At 74.0% G+C, this 18,492-nt stretch carries 13 protein-coding genes and 1 pseudogene; 8 read left to right on the forward strand and 6 right to left on the reverse strand.

Annotation, left to right across the window (positions count from 1 at the left end):
• Positions 1–2 precede the first annotated feature (2 nt).
• The 4 genes from Ani05nite_RS29795 to Ani05nite_RS42440 all read right to left on the reverse strand — a co-directional run bounded on the left by Ani05nite_RS29795 (position 3) and on the right by Ani05nite_RS42440 (position 6,553).
• Positions 3–1,253, reverse strand: coding sequence for a polyamine ABC transporter substrate-binding protein (locus Ani05nite_RS29795; protein WP_307836723.1), 1,251 nt, complete (start codon positions 1,251–1,253; stop codon positions 3–5).
• Between the two features lie 2 nt (positions 1,254–1,255).
• Complete coding sequence (locus Ani05nite_RS29800) at positions 1,256–2,380, reverse strand: ABC transporter ATP-binding protein (protein WP_203773900.1); 1,125 nt, start codon at positions 2,378–2,380, stop codon at positions 1,256–1,258.
• Between the two features lie 38 nt (positions 2,381–2,418).
• Positions 2,419–3,855: a gamma-aminobutyraldehyde dehydrogenase gene (locus Ani05nite_RS29805; protein WP_239130751.1), complete on the reverse strand. Its 1,437-nt coding sequence runs from the start codon at positions 3,853–3,855 to the stop codon at positions 2,419–2,421.
• A 217-nt stretch (positions 3,856–4,072) separates the two neighbouring features.
• Positions 4,073–6,553 (reverse strand): S8 family serine peptidase, encoded by a 2,481-nt coding sequence (locus tag Ani05nite_RS42440; RefSeq protein ID WP_203773904.1) that lies wholly within the window; start codon positions 6,551–6,553, stop codon positions 4,073–4,075.
• 234 nt (positions 6,554–6,787) lie between these two features.
• On the opposite strand from Ani05nite_RS42440, the gene Ani05nite_RS29815 reads away from it, so the two are divergent.
• From Ani05nite_RS29815 to Ani05nite_RS29850, 8 genes and pseudogenes are all read left to right on the forward strand, one after another.
• Complete coding sequence (locus Ani05nite_RS29815; protein ID WP_239130752.1) at positions 6,788–7,792, forward strand: efflux RND transporter periplasmic adaptor subunit; 1,005 nt, start codon at positions 6,788–6,790, stop codon at positions 7,790–7,792.
• On the forward strand, positions 7,789–8,478 hold the full coding sequence (locus Ani05nite_RS29820) for an ABC transporter ATP-binding protein (RefSeq protein ID WP_203773906.1): 690 nt from the start codon (positions 7,789–7,791) through the stop codon (positions 8,476–8,478). Before Ani05nite_RS29815 ends, Ani05nite_RS29820 begins: the two co-directional genes overlap by 4 nt.
• The gene (locus Ani05nite_RS29825; RefSeq protein WP_203773908.1) at positions 8,475–9,755 is read left to right on the forward strand and encodes an ABC transporter permease; all 1,281 of its coding nucleotides are present in this window, start codon (positions 8,475–8,477) and stop codon (positions 9,753–9,755) included. The genes Ani05nite_RS29820 and Ani05nite_RS29825 overlap by 4 nt, the downstream gene beginning before the upstream one ends.
• A 30-nt stretch (positions 9,756–9,785) precedes the next feature.
• Positions 9,786–10,766 carry an aldo/keto reductase gene (locus tag Ani05nite_RS29830; RefSeq protein ID WP_203773910.1) on the forward strand — a complete coding sequence of 327 codons (981 nt, stop codon included), beginning with the start codon at positions 9,786–9,788 and terminating at the stop codon, positions 10,764–10,766.
• A 7-nt stretch (positions 10,767–10,773) separates the two neighbouring features.
• Positions 10,774–11,685, forward strand: a complete 912-nt coding sequence (locus Ani05nite_RS29835; protein ID WP_203773912.1) for an ATP-grasp domain-containing protein — start codon at positions 10,774–10,776, stop codon at positions 11,683–11,685.
• A 98-nt stretch (positions 11,686–11,783) separates the two neighbouring features.
• A pseudogene (locus Ani05nite_RS29840) lies at positions 11,784–13,089 on the forward strand (hypothetical protein).
• 35 nt (positions 13,090–13,124) lie between these two features.
• Complete coding sequence (locus Ani05nite_RS29845) at positions 13,125–14,342, forward strand: AAA family ATPase (protein ID WP_203773914.1); 1,218 nt, start codon at positions 13,125–13,127, stop codon at positions 14,340–14,342.
• A complete protein-coding gene (locus Ani05nite_RS29850) occupies positions 14,339–15,562 on the forward strand; it encodes a vWA domain-containing protein (protein ID WP_203773916.1) in 1,224 nt (407 codons plus the stop codon). Before Ani05nite_RS29845 ends, Ani05nite_RS29850 begins: the two co-directional genes overlap by 4 nt.
• On the opposite strand, the gene Ani05nite_RS29855 is transcribed toward Ani05nite_RS29850, so the two are convergent.
• Positions 15,546–16,682: a DMT family transporter gene (locus Ani05nite_RS29855; protein WP_203773918.1), complete on the reverse strand. Its 1,137-nt coding sequence runs from the start codon at positions 16,680–16,682 to the stop codon at positions 15,546–15,548. The genes Ani05nite_RS29850 and Ani05nite_RS29855 overlap by 17 nt on opposite strands.
• A complete protein-coding gene (locus Ani05nite_RS29860; RefSeq protein WP_203773920.1) occupies positions 16,679–18,370 on the reverse strand; it encodes a beta-propeller fold lactonase family protein in 1,692 nt (563 codons plus the stop codon). Before Ani05nite_RS29860 ends, Ani05nite_RS29855 begins: the two co-directional genes overlap by 4 nt.
• Positions 18,371–18,492: the final 122 nt, after the last annotated feature.

The raw sequence follows: 18,492 nt of genomic DNA on the forward strand, positions 1-18,492 counted from the left end.
CGTCAGGCCAGCACGATCGGTTCGAAGATGCTCTGGAACTGCTGCTGCTCGGCGACGGTCTTGAAGTCGACGTAGTAGTGCAGCTTGGCGTAGTCGCTCGGCGCGGGGAAGACGAGCGGGCTGCTGGCGATGGCTTCCATGGCCGCCTTGTCGTCGCCCGACAGCTTCGCCGCGTCCTTCTTGATCTGCTCCTGCGCGGCCGGCACCGGGCAGACGTAGCTGATGAACTCGGCCAGCGTGGCGGCGTTCTCCACCTCGTAGAAGAAGTCCATCAGCTTGATCGCGTCGAGCGGGTTCTGCGCGGTGATCGGGATGGCGAAGTTGTCGGTCCAGATGGTGCCGCCCTCCTGCGGAATCACGAACTTGAAGTCCGTGCCGTCGGAGACGTTCTTCTGGAAGACGTCGCCGGACCAGGCCTGGGTGATCCAGACCTCGCCCTTGCCGAGCGCGTCGATGTAGCTCTGGTCGTAGTAGTTGCGGACCTGCCCGGCGTTCTTCTGCTCCTTGAGCTTCTCGGCGGCCTTCTTCCAGTCCTCGGCCGTGGACTCGTCCGGGTTGAGGCCGAGCGCCATCAGGCCGAAGTTGGCCAGCTCCTGGGTGTCGGAGAACATGCCGACCTTGCCCTTGAACGCCGGGTCCCAGAGGTCGGTCAGCTTGGTGATGGGCCGGGTGATCTTCTTCGGGTCGTACGCGATGCCGGTGATCCCGGAGGTCCACGGCACGGAGTAGACGTTGCCCTTGTCGTAGGCGGTGTTCGCGTACGACGGGTCGGCGTTGGCCTTGTAGTTGGGCAGCTTGGCGTGGTCCAGCGGGGCCAGGAAGCCGGAGCTGACGAACTGCTTGAACTGGATGCCGTTGGTGATGACCATCAGGTCGTAGCCGATCGACTGGCCGGCGGCGAGCTGCGGCTGCACCTTGGCGAACCAGGGGCCCATCTCCTGGATGACCTCCTGGTAGTTCACCTTGACGCCGGTGGCCGCGGTGAACTTCTTCAGCTCGGGATGCTTGGGGTCCATGTACAGCGGCCAGTTGGCGAAGTCCACCTTGCCGTTGCTGGTCTTGCCGGCCCAGTACTTGGCCACCGCGTCCGGGGCGGGGGCGCTGGGCGCCGTCGAGCCGGTGCCCTTGACGCCGCAGGCGGCCAGCGCCATCGCGAACGCCGACAGGCCGGACACCCGCAGCGCGTCGCGGCGGCCGAGCCGCCGCTGGGTCAGGCCGCGGATGAGGGAGGGGTCGGGAAGGTTCGACTGCACGATCAGACTCCGATCGGGTAAGAGTGCTGAGGGCTCCAGCTGAGGTACACGCGGTCGCCGGGACCGGCCAGGTCCTCGGCGGAGTAGGCGTTCTGGTCGAAGATCACCAGGTCGGGCCCGGCGGAGGTCTTGACCGTGTAGTTCGTCGACGTGCCGTGGTAGACCACCTCGGTCACCACCCCGGAGAGCACGCTGAGGCCGGCGCCGGTGGGCGCGTCCTGGGCCAGGTCGATCTTCTCGGGCCGGACCGAGACCTCCAGCGCGTCGCCGACCCCGGTGGCCGCGCTCACCGGCACCAGCACCCGCTCGCCCTCGCCGTAGCTGAGCACGGCCACGTCGCCGGACACGCTCTCGACCGTGCCGTCGAGCAGGTTCGAGGTGCCGATGAAGCCCGCCACGAAGCGGGTCGCCGGGCGCTCGTAGATCTCCCGGGGCGTGCCCAGCTGGTCGATGCGGCCGGCCTCCATGACGGCGATGCGGTCCGACATGGTCAGCGCCTCGCCCTGGTCGTGGGTCACGTAGACGAAGGTGATGCCGACCTCGCGCTGGATGCGCTTGAGCTCGACCTGCATCTGCTGGCGCAGCTTGAGGTCCAGCGCGCCCAGCGGCTCGTCGAGCAGCAGCGCCCGCGGCCGGTTGACCAGCGCCCGGGCCAGCGCCACCCGCTGCTGCTGGCCGCCGGACATCTCCCGCGGGGCCCGTTTCTCCATGCCGGTCAGCGAGACGATCTCCATGATCTCGCCGGCCCGCCGGCGGATCTCGGCCTTGTCGACCTTCTTGCGCTCCAGCCCGAACGCCACGTTCTGGTAGGCGGTCAGGTGCGGGAACAGCGCGTACGACTGGAAGACCATGTTCACGTCGCGCTTGTTCGGCGAGACGCGCGTGACGTCCCGGCCGTCCAGGAACACCGTGCCGCCGGTGGGCTCCTCGAAGCCCGCGATCATCCGCATCGTGGTGGTCTTGCCGCAGCCGGACGGGCCCAGCAGGGAGAAGAACTCGCCCTGGGCGATGCTCAGGTCCATACGGCGGACGGCCTGCACCGTCTCGCCGTGCGACAGGTAGTCCTTGTGCACGCCGGCGAGCTCGATCGCCGGGTGGCCGGGGTCCTGGTCAACACCAGTGGTCATGCTTACCTCTTCGCGCGCGGGGGGACGGGCGGGCCGGGTCAGCCCAGATGGCTCATCACGTGTTTGATCCGGGTGTACTCCTCGAACCCGTACAGGGACAGGTCCTTGCCGTAGCCCGAGTGGCCGAAGCCGCCGTGCGGCATCTCCGACACGAAGGGCAGGTGGGTGTTGATCCACACCGCGCCGAAGTTCAGCCGGCGTGACATCCGCATCGCCCGGCCGTGGTCGCGGGTCCAGACGCTCGCGCTGAGGCCGAACCGCACGTCGTTGGCCCACCGGACGGCGGCGTCCTCGTCGTCGAAGGACTGCACGGTGATGACCGGCCCGAAGATCTCGTCCTGGATCATCTCGTCGCGCTGGCGCAGGCCGGCCACCACGGTCGGCGCCACGAACCAGCCGCGCTCGCCGATGCGCCGGCCGCCGGTGACCACCCGGGCGTGCTCCGGCGTGCGGTCCAGGAAGCCCCGCACCCGGTTCAGCTGGGCCTCGTTGTTGACCGGCCCGAAGTACGCGTCCGGGTCGTCCGGGCCGCCGACCCGGGTGTTCTCGGCCGCGGCGGCCAGCGCGTCGGTGAAGTCGGCGGCGACCCGGGCGTGCACGAGCACCCGGGTGGCCGCGGTGCAGTCCTGCCCGGCGTTGAAGTAGCCCGCGCCGGCGACCGCGGCCGCGGTCGCCGCCAGGTCGACGTCGTCGAAGACGATCACCGGGGCCTTGCCGCCCAGCTCGAGGTGCACCTTCTTGAGGTCGGCGGCGGCCGCGGCGGCGACCTCCATGCCGGCCCGGGTGGAACCGGTGATCGAGACCAGCTGCGGGGTGGGGTGGACCACCAGGGCGCGGCCGGTGTCCCGGTCGCCGCAGACGACGTTGAGCACGCCCGGGGGCAGGAACTCGGCCGCGATCTCGGCGAGCAGCAGGGTGCTGACCGGGGTGGTGTCGGACGGCTTGAGCACCACGGCGTTGCCGGCCGCGATGGCCGGGGCGAACTTCCAAACGGCCATGACCATCGGGTAGTTCCACGGGGTGACCTGGGCGCAGACCCCGAGCGGCTCGCGCCGGATCCAGGAGGTGTGGTCGCGCAGGTACTCGCCGGCGGACTTGCCCTCCAGCACCCGGGCCGCGCCGGCGAAGAAGCGCAACTCGTCCAGCAGCGGGGCCATCTCCTCCTGCCGGGTGGCCTCGACGGGCTTGCCGGTGTTGCGGCATTCCGCGGCGATGATCTCGTCGGCGCGGGCCTCGACGGCGTCGGCGATGCGCAGCAGGGCGCGCTGCCGCTCGGCCGGCGTGCTGTCGCGCCAGCGCTCGAAGCCCGCCTCGGCGGACTTCATCGCGGCGTCGACGTCACCGGCGGACGAGACCGGGGCGTACGCGTACGCCTCCCCGGTGCACGGGTCGACGACCGCCGACGTGACACCGTCGGCGGGGTCGGCATAGGACCCACCGACGAAGTTGCGGAGGACCGGTAGGTCGGTGCTCACGGAAATCGGGCCTCCCGCCTCGGGGCTGTGACAGCCCCCACACGAAGAGGTGGACCTTGACATAGCGGTAGACCTAAAGACAAGGGAATCCGAAGGAATTTGCAAGACCGAAACGGAATCAGGAGCGCAGGGCCGCGCCCAACTACGCAATCCGGCGCGGGTCGGCCGGGATCGCCCGCTTTCCGCGGGCTGACCCCGGCCCGGCGGTACGCCCGCCTCAGTGCTCGCCGAAGACGTCGTGCGCCTCGAAGATGCCGGTCGGCGGCGTGACGGTGGTCCGGTTCGCGCCGCCCTCCCAGGTCACCGATCCGTCCGAATTGCGCAGTACGTACTTGTAGGCCACCGCCGTGCCGGGCGGCAGGCCCGTGCCGCCCGACCAGACCGGGTAGCCGCTCGCGTCCAGGGCCAGGCCGCGCGCCGGGTCCCAGCCACCGAGCGCCGGCACGTCGCCGACCACGAGCACCTGCTGCCCCCAGGTCGTCTGCGCGGTGACGTGGAAGGTCGCCCGCACGACCCCGCCGGCCGGCGGACGGAACGCGACCCCGGCGCCCTCCCGGACGGCGCCGGCGGTGTCGCTGGCGAAGGTGAGCCCGTCGCGGCCGTCGGCGCTCTCGATCCCGATGGTCGCGCTGCGGCCGTCGGCCAGGTCTCCGGTCAGGCCCCGGTAGCCGTACGTGACGGAGCCGTCCGGGCGCAGCTCGGCCGAGAAGGACACCCGCTGGCCGCGGTCGGCGAAGAAGGCCAGGTTGCGCCACTCGACGACGAACGAGTCCGGGGCGGCGCTGGTGTAGACGCCGGCCTGGTCGTCGATGAACAGGTCGTCCCACAGGGCGTACAGGGCCGCGTTCGGGGCCGCGGGGTCCGGCGCCGGGCGGTTGGCGAAGCCCGTCTCCGGGCCGCCGAAGCTCAGCAGGCCGTTGCTGCTGACCCAGACCCGGGTGGCGCGTACGCCGTAATGGTCGAACGCGAACGGCAGGGTGAGCTCGGCGGTCGCGTCGTCGCCGCTCACCTCGACCCGCTCGGCGCCTGCCCGGTAGGCGGCGGCGACCGGCGCGCAGGTGTGGCCGGCGGCGTCCGTCCGCGGCGCCAGCGCGACATCGGCCCGGGTCTCGCCGCTGAGCTCCAGCCGGCGTTCCGCCGCCCCCAGGCACCCCTCGACCGGGACAACCCGCAGCACGTAGGCCCCCTGCGGCGCGGTCAGCCGGTAACGGCCGTCGGCGTCGGTCCGGGTGGCCGCGCCGGCGCCCCTGAGCACGACGCTCGCGCCGGCCACCGGCCCGTCCGGCCCGGTGACCGAGCCGCTCAGGGTGGCCCGCGGCGGCGGGTGCAGCGCCCGGGAGACCGCCGCGTACGCGTCCAGCCGGCCCTCGCCGTACACGTTGTTGTCCTCCGGGTCGCCGCCGCACGAGGAGTCGGCGGTGTCCACGGCCGTGGCGTCGAGGATCTGCCGGGTGGCCGCGACGTCGTGCCGCAGGGCGGGGACCTTGGACCACAGCAGGGCCACCGTGCCGGCGGTGTGCGGCGAGGCCATCGACGTCCCGCTGAGGACGGCGTAACCGCCGGGGACGCTGGAGCGCACGTCGACGCCCGGCGCCGCGACGTCCGGCTTGGTCTCGCCGTTCTCGCCGCCGCCCCGGCTGGAGAAGGCGGCGGCGGTGTCGTTGCGGTCGAGGGCGCCCGACGCGTACGACGCGGCGTAGACACCCGGGGTGCCGCCGGTCGCGCACGCCGGCCCGGTGTTGCCCGCCGAGAAGGCCGGGAAGATCCCCGCGGCCACCCACGCGGCCACGATCTGCTGGTACCAGGGGTCGAAGCCGGCGCCGCCCCAGGAGTTGTTGACGACGTCCGGGGCGAGGTCCGGGCGCGGGTTCCGCCCGGCGCTGTCGGTCGGCGCCAGGATCCACTGCCCGGCGGCGAGCAGGGCGGCCGCCGAGCAACTGGACGACTCGCAGCCCTTCGCGGCGATCCAGCGGGCGCCCGGCGCGACGCCGATGCCCGCCCCGTCCGCGCGGCCGACCATGGTGCCCATGGTGTGCGTGCCGTGCCCGTCGGTGTCGCAGGGCCCCGCGCCGGGGCACAGGCCCGTCGGGTCGAACCAGTTGTAGTCGTGCGTGACGCTGCCGTCGGCCGCCCGGCCCCGGTAGCTCGCGGCCAGCGCCGGGTGGTCGGCCTGCACCCCGGTGTCGATGTTGGCCACGACGATGCCGGCGCCGTCGTCGGCGAGGTCGGACCAGACCCGCGGTGCGCCGATCCGGTCGATGTTCCACTCGGCGTCGCCGGTCGCGGCCACGGCCGTGCCCGGCGCGGGCCGCGGCGCCGGCACGCTCCGGTCGGGCAGCACCGCGCTGACGTCGGGCCGGGCGGCGATCGCGGCCGCCAACTCCGCGTTCCCGGTCACCCGGATCGTGTCGACGATCCAGAAAGGAGTGAAATCCGCCCGCTGTTTCCGCAGGTAGCGGCGGAGCCCGGCCTGGCTCTGCTCGGCCTGGGCGGTTCTGGCGCGGAAGACGTCGGTCCCTCGCGCCGGGTCGGGCGGCGCATCGAGGGTCACCCAGAAGGTGGCCGTGGCGCCGCCGGCGAGCTGGGCCCGTACCCGGGGATCGACCTTGCCGGGGTCGGCGTGCGCCGGCGGCGGCCCTCCGGTCACCCCGCCCAGCACCACCAGCAAGCCCAGTAGCGCGGTCCATCTGCTGCGCATGTTCGTCCTCCCGTTGTGTGCGACGGGAGCCATCTTGGACACCGATCGTTGCCTGTCGATGACGGAACGAAGTCCTTAGCAAGAGTTTTCGTTAACTTGCAGCAAGATGTTGCAGGCACCGTTTTCCGGGCCGCCGGCGGCTTGCGACGCCGATGTACCGTCTGCGAGCGCCGTTCGGATCGAGGGTCATCTCCGGGCGGCCGAGGTGTCCAGACGAACAGCTAAGGGGAACCGGTGGACGGACGCAGGCTGCTGCCGAGCGTGCTCGCGGGACTGTCCATCGTGGCGGCCCTGGCCGGCTGCTCGGACTCCTCCGACGAGGCGCAGACACCCGGGCTGGAGCCGCGCGGCACCGTGCTGACCACGGTCAAGCCGACCCGGCAGGACCTCACCAACCGGATCAGCCTCAACGGCAAGGTCGCGATCAACCCGGTCTACGGCATCGTCGCGCCGGTCGACGGCGAGCTGCGGTACGTGCAGCGCCAACCGTCGACCACGGCCAGCACCCAGGCGACCTGGGTGGCCACGGTCTGGGACCACGGCACGCCGCACAAGGTGCTCATGCCGAAGAACTCGATCCTCGCCGGCCGGCTGCTCGACGACCGGACCACGGTCACCGCCGGGATGCCGGTCATCTCGGCCAAGCGCGCGGGGTACGCGGTCGTCGCCGACATCGACAGCGCGCTGGCGTACCGGATCTCCGGCTCGGCCAAGTCCGTCCAGGGCCAGATCAAGAACGGCCCGGGCCCGTTCCCCTGCAAGCCGCTGGGCACCATCGCCGCCCTGCCGGCCGGGACCATTCCCGAGCCGCCGCCGGTCACGCCGTCGCCGGGCGCCACCGGCGACCCCAAGACGGAGCCGGCGCCCGAGCCGCCGGCCGGCGGGGCCGAGGGCTCCGAGCCGACCGGCCTGCGGCTGGTCTGCACCGCCGCCAAGGGTGTCAAGCTCATCAACGGCGCCGCGGTGACCCTGGACATGGTCACCGACAAGGCCGACGACGTGCTGGTGCTGCCGGTCGAGGCGATCGCCGGCAGCCAGGGCCGGGGCAAGGTCGACGTGGTCGGGCCGGACCGGGTCCGCAAGACGGTCGACGTGGTGCTCGGGCTCACCGACGGCAAGGTCGTGGAGATCAAGAAGGGTCTGCAGGGCGACGAGACCGTGGCGATCCCCGGCCCCAACCTGCCGGCCGCGCCCGAGAACCCGAACCCCGGCGACCAGCCGTCCGGGGCCGTGGGATGAGCGCGCTGATCGAGCTGACCGGCATCACCAAGGTCCTCAAGGGTCAGCAGGAACCCCGCACCATCCTGGCCGGCGTGAACCTGACCGTGCAGCCGGGCGAGAGCGTGGCGATCGTCGGGCGTTCCGGCTCCGGCAAGAGCACCCTGCTCAGCGTCCTGGGCCTGTTCGACCGCCCCGACGAGGGCAGCTACCTGCTCGCCGGCGAGGACATCAGCCGGCTGCCCGAGCGCAAGGCCGCGAAGCTGCGCAGCTCGCACTTCGGCTTCGTGTTCCAGCGCTTCTTCCTGCTCAAGCACCTGACCGCGGCCCAGAACGTGGCCATGGCGCTGGTCAACGGCCAGGGCTGGCTGCCCCGGCGGGAGCGCCGGGCCCGGGTGCTGCAGGCGCTCGACCAGGTCGGCATCGCGCACCTGGCGAAGAACCGGCCGGCCCGGATGTCCGGCGGCGAGCAGCAGCGGGTGGCGATCGCCCGGGCCCTGGTCCGCGAGCCCCGGGTGCTGCTCGCCGACGAACCGACCGGCGCGCTGGACACCGAGACCGGCACCGCCGTGATCGACGCCCTGCTGGGCGCGACCGAGCGCGGCTGCGGGCTGGTGCTGGTCACCCACGACCGGGACCACGCGGCCCGGATGGGCCGCACGCTCGACCTGGTCGACGGCGTCCTCACCGAGCGGGTGCCCGCGTGAGGCGGCTGTCCGGCCGGCTCCGCTCGGCGCTGATCATCGGGCTCCAGGGCATCCGGGCCCGCAAGATGCGCACGCTGCTGTCGATGGTGAGCCTCTTCCTCGGCGTGCTGGCCGTGGTCGTCGTGCAGGCCGGCGCCAGCATCGCCGACAAGGCGCTGCTGTCGGACATCGAGCTCACCTCGGCCGTCGACGGCACCACCATCATCAACCTGCAGATGCAGCCCAAGGCCACCGGGATCGTGCTCGACACGCTGCACGAGCGGTCCGACGCGGTGGCCATGCTCGGCGTCCAGGCGATCATCGGCGAGCCCAACGTGGCCCCGGTCAACCCGGGCGCCTCGCCGTTCGACGAGGACTGGGGCGGCGGCGTGGTCTGCTACGGCAACGGGCCGTGCCAGCCCGCCGACGCCCAGCCGAAGGGTCAGGCGGTCGAGGTCCGGCTGACCGCGATGACCGGCGACGTCCGCCCGTTCCGGCCGCTGCGGCCGCGTACCGGGCAGTGGCTCGACTTCACCACGGTGCCGGCGATGGCGCCGCGGATCGTGGTCAACCGCGAGGCCGCGAAGGGCTTCGAGCGGTACCAGGTGCCGGCCGAGATGCGCATCGGCGGCGCGGCGGCCAACGTCACCCCGCAGTTCGTCGGGGTGGTCGACGACGGCGACGCCCAGCCGCGCGCCTACGTACGGCTGGACGAGCTGACCACCTGGCTGCCCGAGACCGGCCTGGCCGACCCCAACTCCGGGGGCGAGATGCAGGTGCTGGTGTCCCCGGGCAGCCCGGTCGAGCAGGTGCTCACCGCCAAGCTCAAGGGCATCGGCGCGGAGACCTGGACCGAGACCGTGGACGCCAAGAAGCAGATGGAGAGCCAGCTCAAGCTGCTGCGCCTGGTCTTCCTGGCGATGGCCGGCCTGGTCCTGCTCATCGGCGTGGCCGGCATCCTCAACGTCGGCCTGGCCACCGTGGGGGAGCGGGTCGAGGAGTTCGCGCTGCGCCGGGCCGTGGGCACCCCGAGGATGCTGCTGGCCGGCATCGTGCTCGCCGAGACGTTGCTCACCGGGCTGTTCACCGCCGCGGTGGCGATCGGGCTCAGCGCGGCCGGCCTGCGCGCCGTCTCCGTGCTGGTCGGCGACTCCGAGCCGTTCCTGCGGGACCTGCAGTTCCCGTGGGAGGCGGGGATCGCCGGCATCATCGCGGGCCTGGTCGCCGGCCTCCTCGGCGGCTTCATCCCGGCGCTGCGGGCGGCGGGGATCCCCATCGCCACGGTCATGCGTGCTTGACCGGGTGGTAGATCACCGGAGAATGCACGAGTGGACTACGTGAACCTCGGCTCGACCGGCCTGCGGGTCTCCCGCCTCTGCCTCGGCGCGATGAGCTACGGCGCCCCCGACCGCGGCCCGCACCCGTGGTCGCTGCCGGAGGAACAGGCCCGGCCGTTCATCCGGCAGGCGCTGGAGCTGGGCGTCACCTTCTTCGACACGGCCAACGTCTACTCCGACGGCACCAGCGAGGAGATCCTCGGCCGCGCGCTGAAGGACTTCGCCGACCGCGAGGACGTGGTGATCGCGACCAAGGTGCACGGCCGGATGCGGCCCGGTCCCAACGGCGCCGGCCTGTCCCGCAAGCACATCATGACGGAGATCGACAACAGCCTGCGCCGGCTCGGCACCGACTACGTCGACCTCTACCAGATCCACCGGCTGGACCCGGCCACCCCGATCGAGGAGACCCTCGAGGCGCTGCACGACCTGGTCAAGGCCGGCAAGGTGCGCTACCTCGGCGCCTCGTCGATGTGGGCCTGGCAGTTCGCCCAGGCGCTGTACCTGGCCGACCGCCATGGCTGGACCAGGTTCGTGTCCATGCAGAACCACTACAACCTGCTCTACCGCGAGGAGGAGCGGGAGATGCTGCCGCTCTGCGCCGACCAGGGCATCGCGGTGATCCCGTGGAGCCCGCTGGCCCGCGGCAAGCTGACCCGCGACTGGCAGCAGGACACCGCCCGCTCCGGCACGGACGAGTTCGGCAAGACCCTGTACGCGGGCGCCGAGGAGAACGACCGGCAGATCGTCGACGCGGTGGCCACGGTGGCGGAGCAGCGCGGTGTCCCGCGCGCGCAGATCGCGCTGGCCTGGGTGGCGGGCCACCCGGCCGTGACGGCCCCGATCGTCGGCGCGACCAAGCCGCACCACCTCGACGACGCGGTCGCCGCGGTGGCGCTGACCCTCACCGACCAGGAGCGCAAGCTCCTCGAGCACGGCTACCGGCCCCGGCCCGTCGCCGGCTTCGGGTGAGGCGCGGATGACCACCACCGTCGGCCTGGTCACCACCGACACCGCGCTCGTGCGTGAGCACGACCCGGACACCGCCGTGCTGCTGCGGGCCCTCACCGAGGCCGGCTTCCGGGCCTCGGCCCCGGTCTGGCACGACCCGGCGGTCGACTGGGCGGCCTTCGACCTGCTGGTGATCCGGTCGCCGTGGGACTACCCCGAGCGGTACGCCGAGTTCACCGGCTGGCTGGCCCGCGTGGCCGGGAGCACCCGCATCCTCAACGCGCCCGAGCTGATCCACTGGAACATCGACAAGCGCTACCTCGACGACTTCCGCGCCCTGGACGTGCCGTGCGTGCCGTACGCGTTCTGCACGACGCCCGCCGAGGCGCAGGCGGCGCTCGCCGCGCTGGCCCACGGCCGGGTGGTGGTGAAGCCGTCGGTGTCGGCCGGCGCCCGTGACACCGGGCTGTTCGAGCCGGACGACCCCCGGGCCGCGAAGCTGGCGGCGCACATCGTCGCCACGGGCCGGACGGCGATGGTCCAGCCGGCGGTGGAGGAGGTCGTCGCGCACGGCGAGAACGCCCTGTTCTTCCTCGACGGCGAGTACGCCTACGCCTGCCACAAGGGGCCCATCCTGGCGCCCGGCGGCGGTTACCTCGGCGGCGAGTACACCGAGGTCATCACCCGCGCCGAGCCGTCCGCCGCGGAGCTCGACCTGGGCCGCGCGACCATCGCCGCCCTCGCCGGGATCGCGGCCCGCCGGGGCTTCGCCGCGGACGCCGGGCGGCCGCTCTACGCCCGGGTCGACATCGCGTCGCGGCAGGGCGGCGATCCGCAGCTCATCGAGGTGGAGGTGTTCGAGCCGTCCTACTTCGTCGACGTCGTGCCCGAGGCGGCCGGCCTGTTCGTACGGGCCGTGGAGCGGCGCTGCCGGCCGTGAAAACCCGCTCCGCCGCCGGCCGAAGCGGTGGTACGGTCCGTCGCGATGAATACCTCCTCGGTGCGATTGGGGGTCCCGTCCGGTCAAGGTGAGTGCTGATGCGCTCCCCGAACGCCGACGGTGGATCCCGTCTCTGCCTCTGGCGGCGCGTGCGCGAGTTCGCCGTGCCGCTCCCGATGATCGAGTCCGCGACCGCCCACCGGGCCCGGGGTGACTGGGCGGCGGCGTGCGCCGCGGCCCGGGTCGACGTCGAGCTGAGTCCGCGGGCGCTGGCCCGTACCCATGGCGCGGAGCTCGCCGCCCGGATCCGTGCGGATCTCCGCCACCTCGCCCCCGACCTGCTGCGCTGGCACCTGCCCCGGATCGCGCCGGACGGGCTGCTGCGCCCCGGTCTGACCATCTCCCTGGCCCGGTACGGCCGCGGCGACCTGCACCTGGTCGCCCGCACGCCACCGGCCTGGGCGGACGCCGGCCAGCGGTTCAGCCTGGCGGTGTGGGACCGGGCCGATCCCGGCTCCCCGCGGCCGGACCGGCGGTTCCGGCTGGACCTGCACCGGCACCTGTGGGACGCGCGCCGCTCCCCGGAGCTGGCCGCGAGGTCCGCAGTGGACGATGAGGACGGCCGGCCGCCGGGCGTGCCACCGGGCTGCGCCGCCGGCCGCTGGGCCGCCGAGGCCGCCATCCTGCTCCGGGCCGAGGGCCAGCCGCCCGGCGCGGTGACGGTCCGGTTCGGTGGCCGGCGCGCGTCGATGCTGGAACTCACCGCGGCCGGAACGCTGCGGATCGGGCCGGGCCCCGTGCGGGGCTGGTTGGCCGCGCTGCCGGTTGCTGCCCCACGCGGCAACCTGGGAATCGCCCGACCTCGCGCTGCTGCGGGCCGGGCTCATCTCCCCGGACCGGCTGCACCCGCTGGTCGCGGCGGCGCTCGCTCCCGGCCGCGCCGGGCCCGGCCCGGCTTGCGCGCCGCGTCCCGGAGCCGGTCCCCGCCGGGTGGAATGCCGGGGCGTGGTGCACCGGATCGGCCTGGTCGACGGGGTGCTGACCGCCCTGGACCACGGCCCGGACGAGATCCGCCGCGAGCAGCTGCTGGCCGCCCTGACCGGCACCCCGGTGGCCTGCCTGCGGGCGATCGACGAGGCCCACCGGGGCCCGGCGGAGCTGGACGACGTCCGCGCCCGGCTCGATCACGGCGACGCGGCCGGGGCCCTGGCCGTCGTCGAGGCGCTGCTCGGGCCGGACGCGGCCCTGCGCGGCGGCCTGCGCGACGAGCTGGAGACCGCGGTGCTGCGGCAGCTCTCGTACGGGCTCTTCCGGGCCGGGCTGACCGGTCGCGGGCCGCTGCCGACCGACCGGGACCGGCGCAACCAGCACCGTGGCCACCCGCGGCACGCCGCCACCCGCTGACCCCCTGCTCGCCCACTCTCCCCAAGGTGATCACCATGCCCTCTGCTGTCCGCACCCCGCTCGACGTCGCCGCCGACCTGCTCGGCCGGCTCCGCGACACCACCACCGAACCCCGCGCCGACCTGCAGCTGGACGCGCTGACCCTGGCCGTGGCAGCGGACCTGCCCGTCCTGCTCTGGGGCGAGCCGGGCATCGGCAAGACCGCCGCGCTGCAGCAGCTCGCCGCCTCCCTCGGCCTGCCGCTGACCACCGTCATCGCCAGCGTGCACGAGCCGTCCGACTTCTCCGGCCTGCCCGTGGTCGGCGCCGACCCGGCCGTCCAGGGTGTCCCGATGGCGCCGCCGGACTGGGCCGTCCGGATCGTCCAACAGGGGCGCGGCCTGCTCTTTCTCGACGAGCTCTCCACCGCGCCGCCGGCCGTGCAGGCGGCGCTGCTGCGGCTGGTGCTGGAGCGCCGGGTCGGCGCGCTGCGGCTGCCGCCCGGGGTGCGCATCGTGGCCGCCGCGAATCCCCGCTCCTCGGCGGCCGACGGCTGGGAGCTGAGCCCGCCACTGGCCAACCGCTTCGTGCACCTGCAGTGGCGGCACGATCACGACGTCGTCGTCCGCGGGCTCGGCGGGACGTGGCCACGGCCCGCGCTGCCGGAGCTCGACCCGGCGCTGGCGGCCGGGGCCGTCGCGTACGCCCGCCGGGCGGTGTGCGGGTTCCTCACCGGCCGGCCCGCGCTGGTGCATCAGCTGCCGGCCGGCGAACTCCGCCGGGGCGGCCCGTGGCCCTCGCCCCGCAGCTGGGAGATGGCGCTGTCGCTCACCGCGTTCGCCACCGCCGCGGGCGCCTCCCGCGAGGTGCTGTCCATGCTGGTCCGCGGCACGGTCGGCGACGGCCCGGGCCTCGAACTGCTGGCCTTCCTGGACCGGATGGACCTGCCCGATCCCGAGACGGTGTTGGCCGACCCGGCGGCGGCCGCGCTGCCCGAGCGCGGCGACCTGCGCGGGATGGTGCTCGACGGGGTGGTCGAGGCGGTGCGCAAGCGGCCGGAGCGAGGTCGTTGGGACGCGGCCTGGGCCGTGTTGGTGCGCGCGCTGGAGACGGGGCCGCCGGACCTCGTGGTGGCGCCCGCCGGCGCGCTCGCCGCCCTGCGCCGCGACGACTGGGACGTGCCGGCGGCGATCGACCGGCTCGCCGGTGCGGTGGCGGTCTCCCGGCGGGCGGACCGGGCCGGCGCCCGCGTCGCGGTCGCGAGCGGCCGATGATCCTGGACCGGGACAAGCTGTACGCGGCCCGGCTGCAGGCCGTCCGGGCCCGGCCGTACCTGGCGACGGCGCTGTTCGCCCTGCGCGTGGTGGAGTCACGGGCCGTGCCCACGATGGCCGTCGACCGGTACTGGCGGTGTTACGTCTCGCCGGCGTTCGTGGCCCGGACGCCGGTGGAGGAACTGGCCGGCGTGTGGGTTCACGAGGCCGCCCACCTGCTGCGCGACCATCACGGCCGCAGCGACCGGTACGCCGCCGCGCACGGCCCCGCCGGGCCGGGGGAGCGGCTGCGGATGAACATCGCCGGCGACTTCGAGATCAACGACGACGTGTACGGCGACGGGCTGGCCCGGCCGGCCGGCGTGGTGCACCCGGCGATGCTGCGCCTGCCGGAGCACCAGCTGATGGAGGACTATCTGGGCCGGATCGGCCTGGGCTCGGGGCCGCGGGCCCTGGCCTGGCTCGACTGCGGCAGCGGCGCCGACGGGCTGGACCGGGAGTGGGACCTGGGGCCCGACGGCGCGGACGGTCTCAGCCAGCAGGAACAGGACGCGGTCCGGTTCCGGGTGGCGCAGGGCATCACCGGCCGGCCGGGTGACGCCTCCCGCGGCTGGCGGCGCTGGGCCGAGGACGTGTGCCACCCGCCGCAGCCGTGGCGGGACCTGCTGGGCGCGGCGATCCGGTCGGCGGTCTCCGGCTCGGGGGCGGGCGACGACTACTCGTACGGCCGCCCGGCGCGCCGGTCCGCGGGCCTGCCCGGCGTCGTCCTGCCCGCCCTGCGCCGCCGCCCGCCCCGGGTCTCGGTGGTCGTCGACACGTCCGGCTCGGTGAGCGACGCCGAGCTCGGCAGCGCCCTGCTCGAGGTCGCCGCGATCGCCTCGGCCGTCGGCGGCCGCCGCGACCTGGTCACCGTGCTCCCGTGCGACGCGGCGCCCCGCATCGTGCACACGTTGTGCCGGGCCGAGGCGATCCCGCTGCTCGGCGGCGGGGGCACGGACATGCGGGCGGGTTTCGCCCGGGCGCTGCGCACGACGCCGCGGCCGGACGTCGTGGTGATCCTGACCGACGGGCAGACGCCGTGGCCGGTGGCTCAGCCGGCCTGCCGGACGGTGGTGGGCCTGTTCTCCCGGGGCCGGCGGGAGGAGTCGTGGGACGAGGGCTCCCGGTACGTGCCGCGTCGCCCGCCGGAGTGGGCCCGGGTGGTCACCATTGCCTCGTGACCGGGGGCTCGGCCTCGGCCGGTTCCGTCACGTCGTACCACGGTCGTTGCCGGGGTGCGGCCGGCTCCGCGGCGCGGGCCGGCACCGCGTCCCGGTCGGGCCGGCGCGGCTGCGTCCAGATCGGCGCGACGCGCGGCGGCGGATACCAGCCCAGCTGGGCCATGGGCTCCGCTGCCGCCGCCCGCTGCGGCGGCTTCCAGATCGGCGGCGCGCCCCACCAGATGACCCGCTCGGCGTGCGGCTCGGGCGCGGGTTGCGCCGCGGCGGCGATCGCCAGGGGCGCGGGCGCCGCCTCGATGGCTTCCGGTCCGGTGGGCTGCTCCTGGGCCGAGGCGCCGGCCAGCAGCACAGCCATGCCGACGGTGACCAGGCCCGCAACCAGGGCCGGCAGCTCCCAGCCGGGACGTACGGCGTCGCCGAGCACCAGCAGCGCGACGGCGGACGGCGCGATGACCTCCGCGATCCACAGCACCGCGGTCACCGGCCCGACCGCGCCGTGCTGCAACGCGTGGGTGTAGAGCAGCATCCCGCCGACGGCGAACACGATCAGCGCCCAGAGCAGCGGCTCGGTCACCAGGGCGGCCGGATCCTGCATGGGCAGGGCGCGACCGGCCAGCGCCGCCCCGCCGAGCGACAGCCCGGCCAGGGCCGCGACGGCGCCGGGGGAGCCGCTGATCCGGGCCGTGGCCCAGCCGATCACCGCGAGGCCGGCGGCGGCCGAGCACAGGGCCAGCCGCAGCCCGGTCGAGGCGGCCACCTCCTCCTGCGGCCCGGCCGACATGGCCAGCACGGTCAGCGCGCCGACGGAGACCACGACGGCGACCAGGTCCCGGGTGCGCAGCCGGGCCCTGAGGAAGATCCGGGCGGCCACCACGGTGATCGCGAGCGAGCTGGCCAGCACCGACTCGACCAGGTACACCGCCAGCTCGCGGAGCGCGACCATCGACCCGACGAAGGAGAGGATGTCCAGGCCGACGCCGATCAGGTAGAGCGGATGGCCCAGGGCGCGCACGGTGGTGGTGCTGCGCCGGGCCCCGACGGCCTGCAGGATCGAGCCGGCGGCGTAGCAGATCGCCCCGAACACGGCGATGCCCAGGGCGAACCACGCCGCGGTGGTCACGACGCGGTCCGCAGGACGGAGATGGTGTCGTCGGCGCCGTTGGAGACGTACGCCAGGCTGCCGTCGGGCGACACCGCGATGGTGCGCGGGCTGCCGCCCACCGGAACCGTCGCGGTCACCGCGCCGGTACGGCCGTCCAGCACGGACACCGAGTTGCCACCCTCGTTGACCACATACGCGTGCCGGCCGTCGGTGGCGAAGGCGACGCTCTGCGGCTGCTTGCCGACCGCGATGGGCCCGGTGCGCCGCAGGGTGGCCGCGTCCAGCAGGTCGGCCGTGTCGGCCTCGTACCCCGCGACCAGGACGGTCCGGCCGTCCGGGGAGACCGCGACGCTGTGCGGCGCCTTGCTCACCGGCACGGACCTGAGCATCCGGTTGGTACGCGTGTCGATGACGGCGACCGCGTTCGACTCGTGGTTCGGCGTGTAGGCCCGCTGGAGCGGCTCGGAGAAGGCGACCGCGTGCGGATTGGGCGGCACCAGGATCCGGCCGCGCGACCGGTAGCCGTCCGAGCCGTAGACCTCCAGCCGGCGCTCGCTGTGGATCGGCACCCAGACGCGGCCGTCCGGCCCGACCGCCAGCGTGTACGGCTGGACCCCGGTGTGCATGTACCGCAGCACCTTGCGGGTGGCGGCGTCCACCACGGCCACGCCGCTGCCGGACTTGTCCGGCTCGTACATGGAGACGAAGACCAGCCGCCCGTCGCGTGAGGTGGCGACGAAGCGGGGGGTGTTGCGCAGCCGCACCTGGGCCACCCGCGCGCTGGCCACGTCCACGACGGACAGGATCCGGGAGCTCTGGTTGGCCACGTACACCGTGCGGCTGTCGGGGGAGACCGCGACGCCTTCCGGCTCGTCGCCGACCCGGATGGTGCCGACCACGGCCGGCTTGGGCAGGCTCGCGACGCTCAGGGCGAGGGGGACGCGGGCCACGGCGGTCGGGGCGGGCGCGGCGGTGGTGGCTGCCGTCGTACCGGTGGCGGCCGACGGGGCCGGCGCGAGCGCGGCCGCCGGTGGTGGGACCGGCTCGTCGCCCCTGGTCAGGGCGACGGCGACGCCCGCTCCGCCGAGCAGCACGCCGGCGGCCAGCGCGGCCAGCAGCAACGGCCCGCGGCGCTGCCCCGGCGCGGCCGGGGCCGGAAGCACAGTCATCCGTGTCGTGGTCTCCGCGCCCACGCCGGGCGGCTCCTCGCCGAAGGCGGGCACCGGCACGGGCTCGGCTACCTGCCCGGTGACGCGGACGTCGGCCCAGCCGGCCGGGCCGCGCACGGTGACGGTGCCGTCCAGCCAGTCGGACGCCGGCGTCCACGCGATCCGCAGCCGGCGGCCGGACAGCGCGGCCCGCAGGCCGGGCCCGGAGACGGTGACGGCGGCGGCGGTGGCCAGCGGCGGTCCCTCGACGAGCACGTCGGCGAGCAGCTGCGGGGTGCCGCGGGCCACCTCCCCGAAGTGCACCTGGTCCGGGTTGAGGCGCAGCGCGGTCCGTTCCATCGCGGCGGCGGCCGCAGCGGCGACACTGCGACTGTCCTCCTGGGTCAGTCGCATCAGCGTGCGCCGGGCGGCAGCGGCAACGGCGAGATCGGCGCCGTTCGTGAGCCGCTCCAGCTCGCCCACACCCTTCAGGCGAGTCTCGCGCACCGAACTGTCGATCTCGGTCAGCACCTGCGTCGGCAGAACTTTTTCACTCATAGTGTCCCCGGAGTCATTCTGCGTGACGATCGGGATCGATGAAACCCCCCGGCCGAAATTGTCAGTGGGCGATCAATCGACTCGCGGGCCCGGCTCTGGCACTATTGCGTAGAGCTTCACTC

The sequence above is a fragment of the Actinoplanes nipponensis genome (assembly GCF_016862275.1).
GTDB lineage: Bacteria > Actinomycetota > Actinomycetes > Mycobacteriales > Micromonosporaceae > Actinoplanes > Actinoplanes nipponensis.

Excerpts from the sequence above, each read along its gene's own strand:
- Ani05nite_RS29800 (WP_203773900.1), bottom strand. The coding sequence starts at position 2,380 with ATGACCACTGGTGTTGACCAGGACCCCGGCCACCCGGCGATCGAGCTC.
- Ani05nite_RS42440 (WP_203773904.1), bottom strand. The coding sequence starts at position 6,553 with ATGCGCAGCAGATGGACCGCGCTACTGGGCTTGCTGGTGGTGCTGGGC.
- Ani05nite_RS29820 (WP_203773906.1), top strand. The coding sequence starts at position 7,789 with ATGAGCGCGCTGATCGAGCTGACCGGCATCACCAAGGTCCTCAAGGGT.
- Ani05nite_RS29835 (WP_203773912.1), top strand. The coding sequence starts at position 10,774 with ATGACCACCACCGTCGGCCTGGTCACCACCGACACCGCGCTCGTGCGT.
- Ani05nite_RS29845 (WP_203773914.1), top strand. The coding sequence starts at position 13,125 with ATGCCCTCTGCTGTCCGCACCCCGCTCGACGTCGCCGCCGACCTGCTC.
- Ani05nite_RS29850 (WP_203773916.1), top strand. The coding sequence starts at position 14,339 with ATGATCCTGGACCGGGACAAGCTGTACGCGGCCCGGCTGCAGGCCGTC.
- Ani05nite_RS29860 (WP_203773920.1), bottom strand. The coding sequence starts at position 18,370 with ATGAGTGAAAAAGTTCTGCCGACGCAGGTGCTGACCGAGATCGACAGT.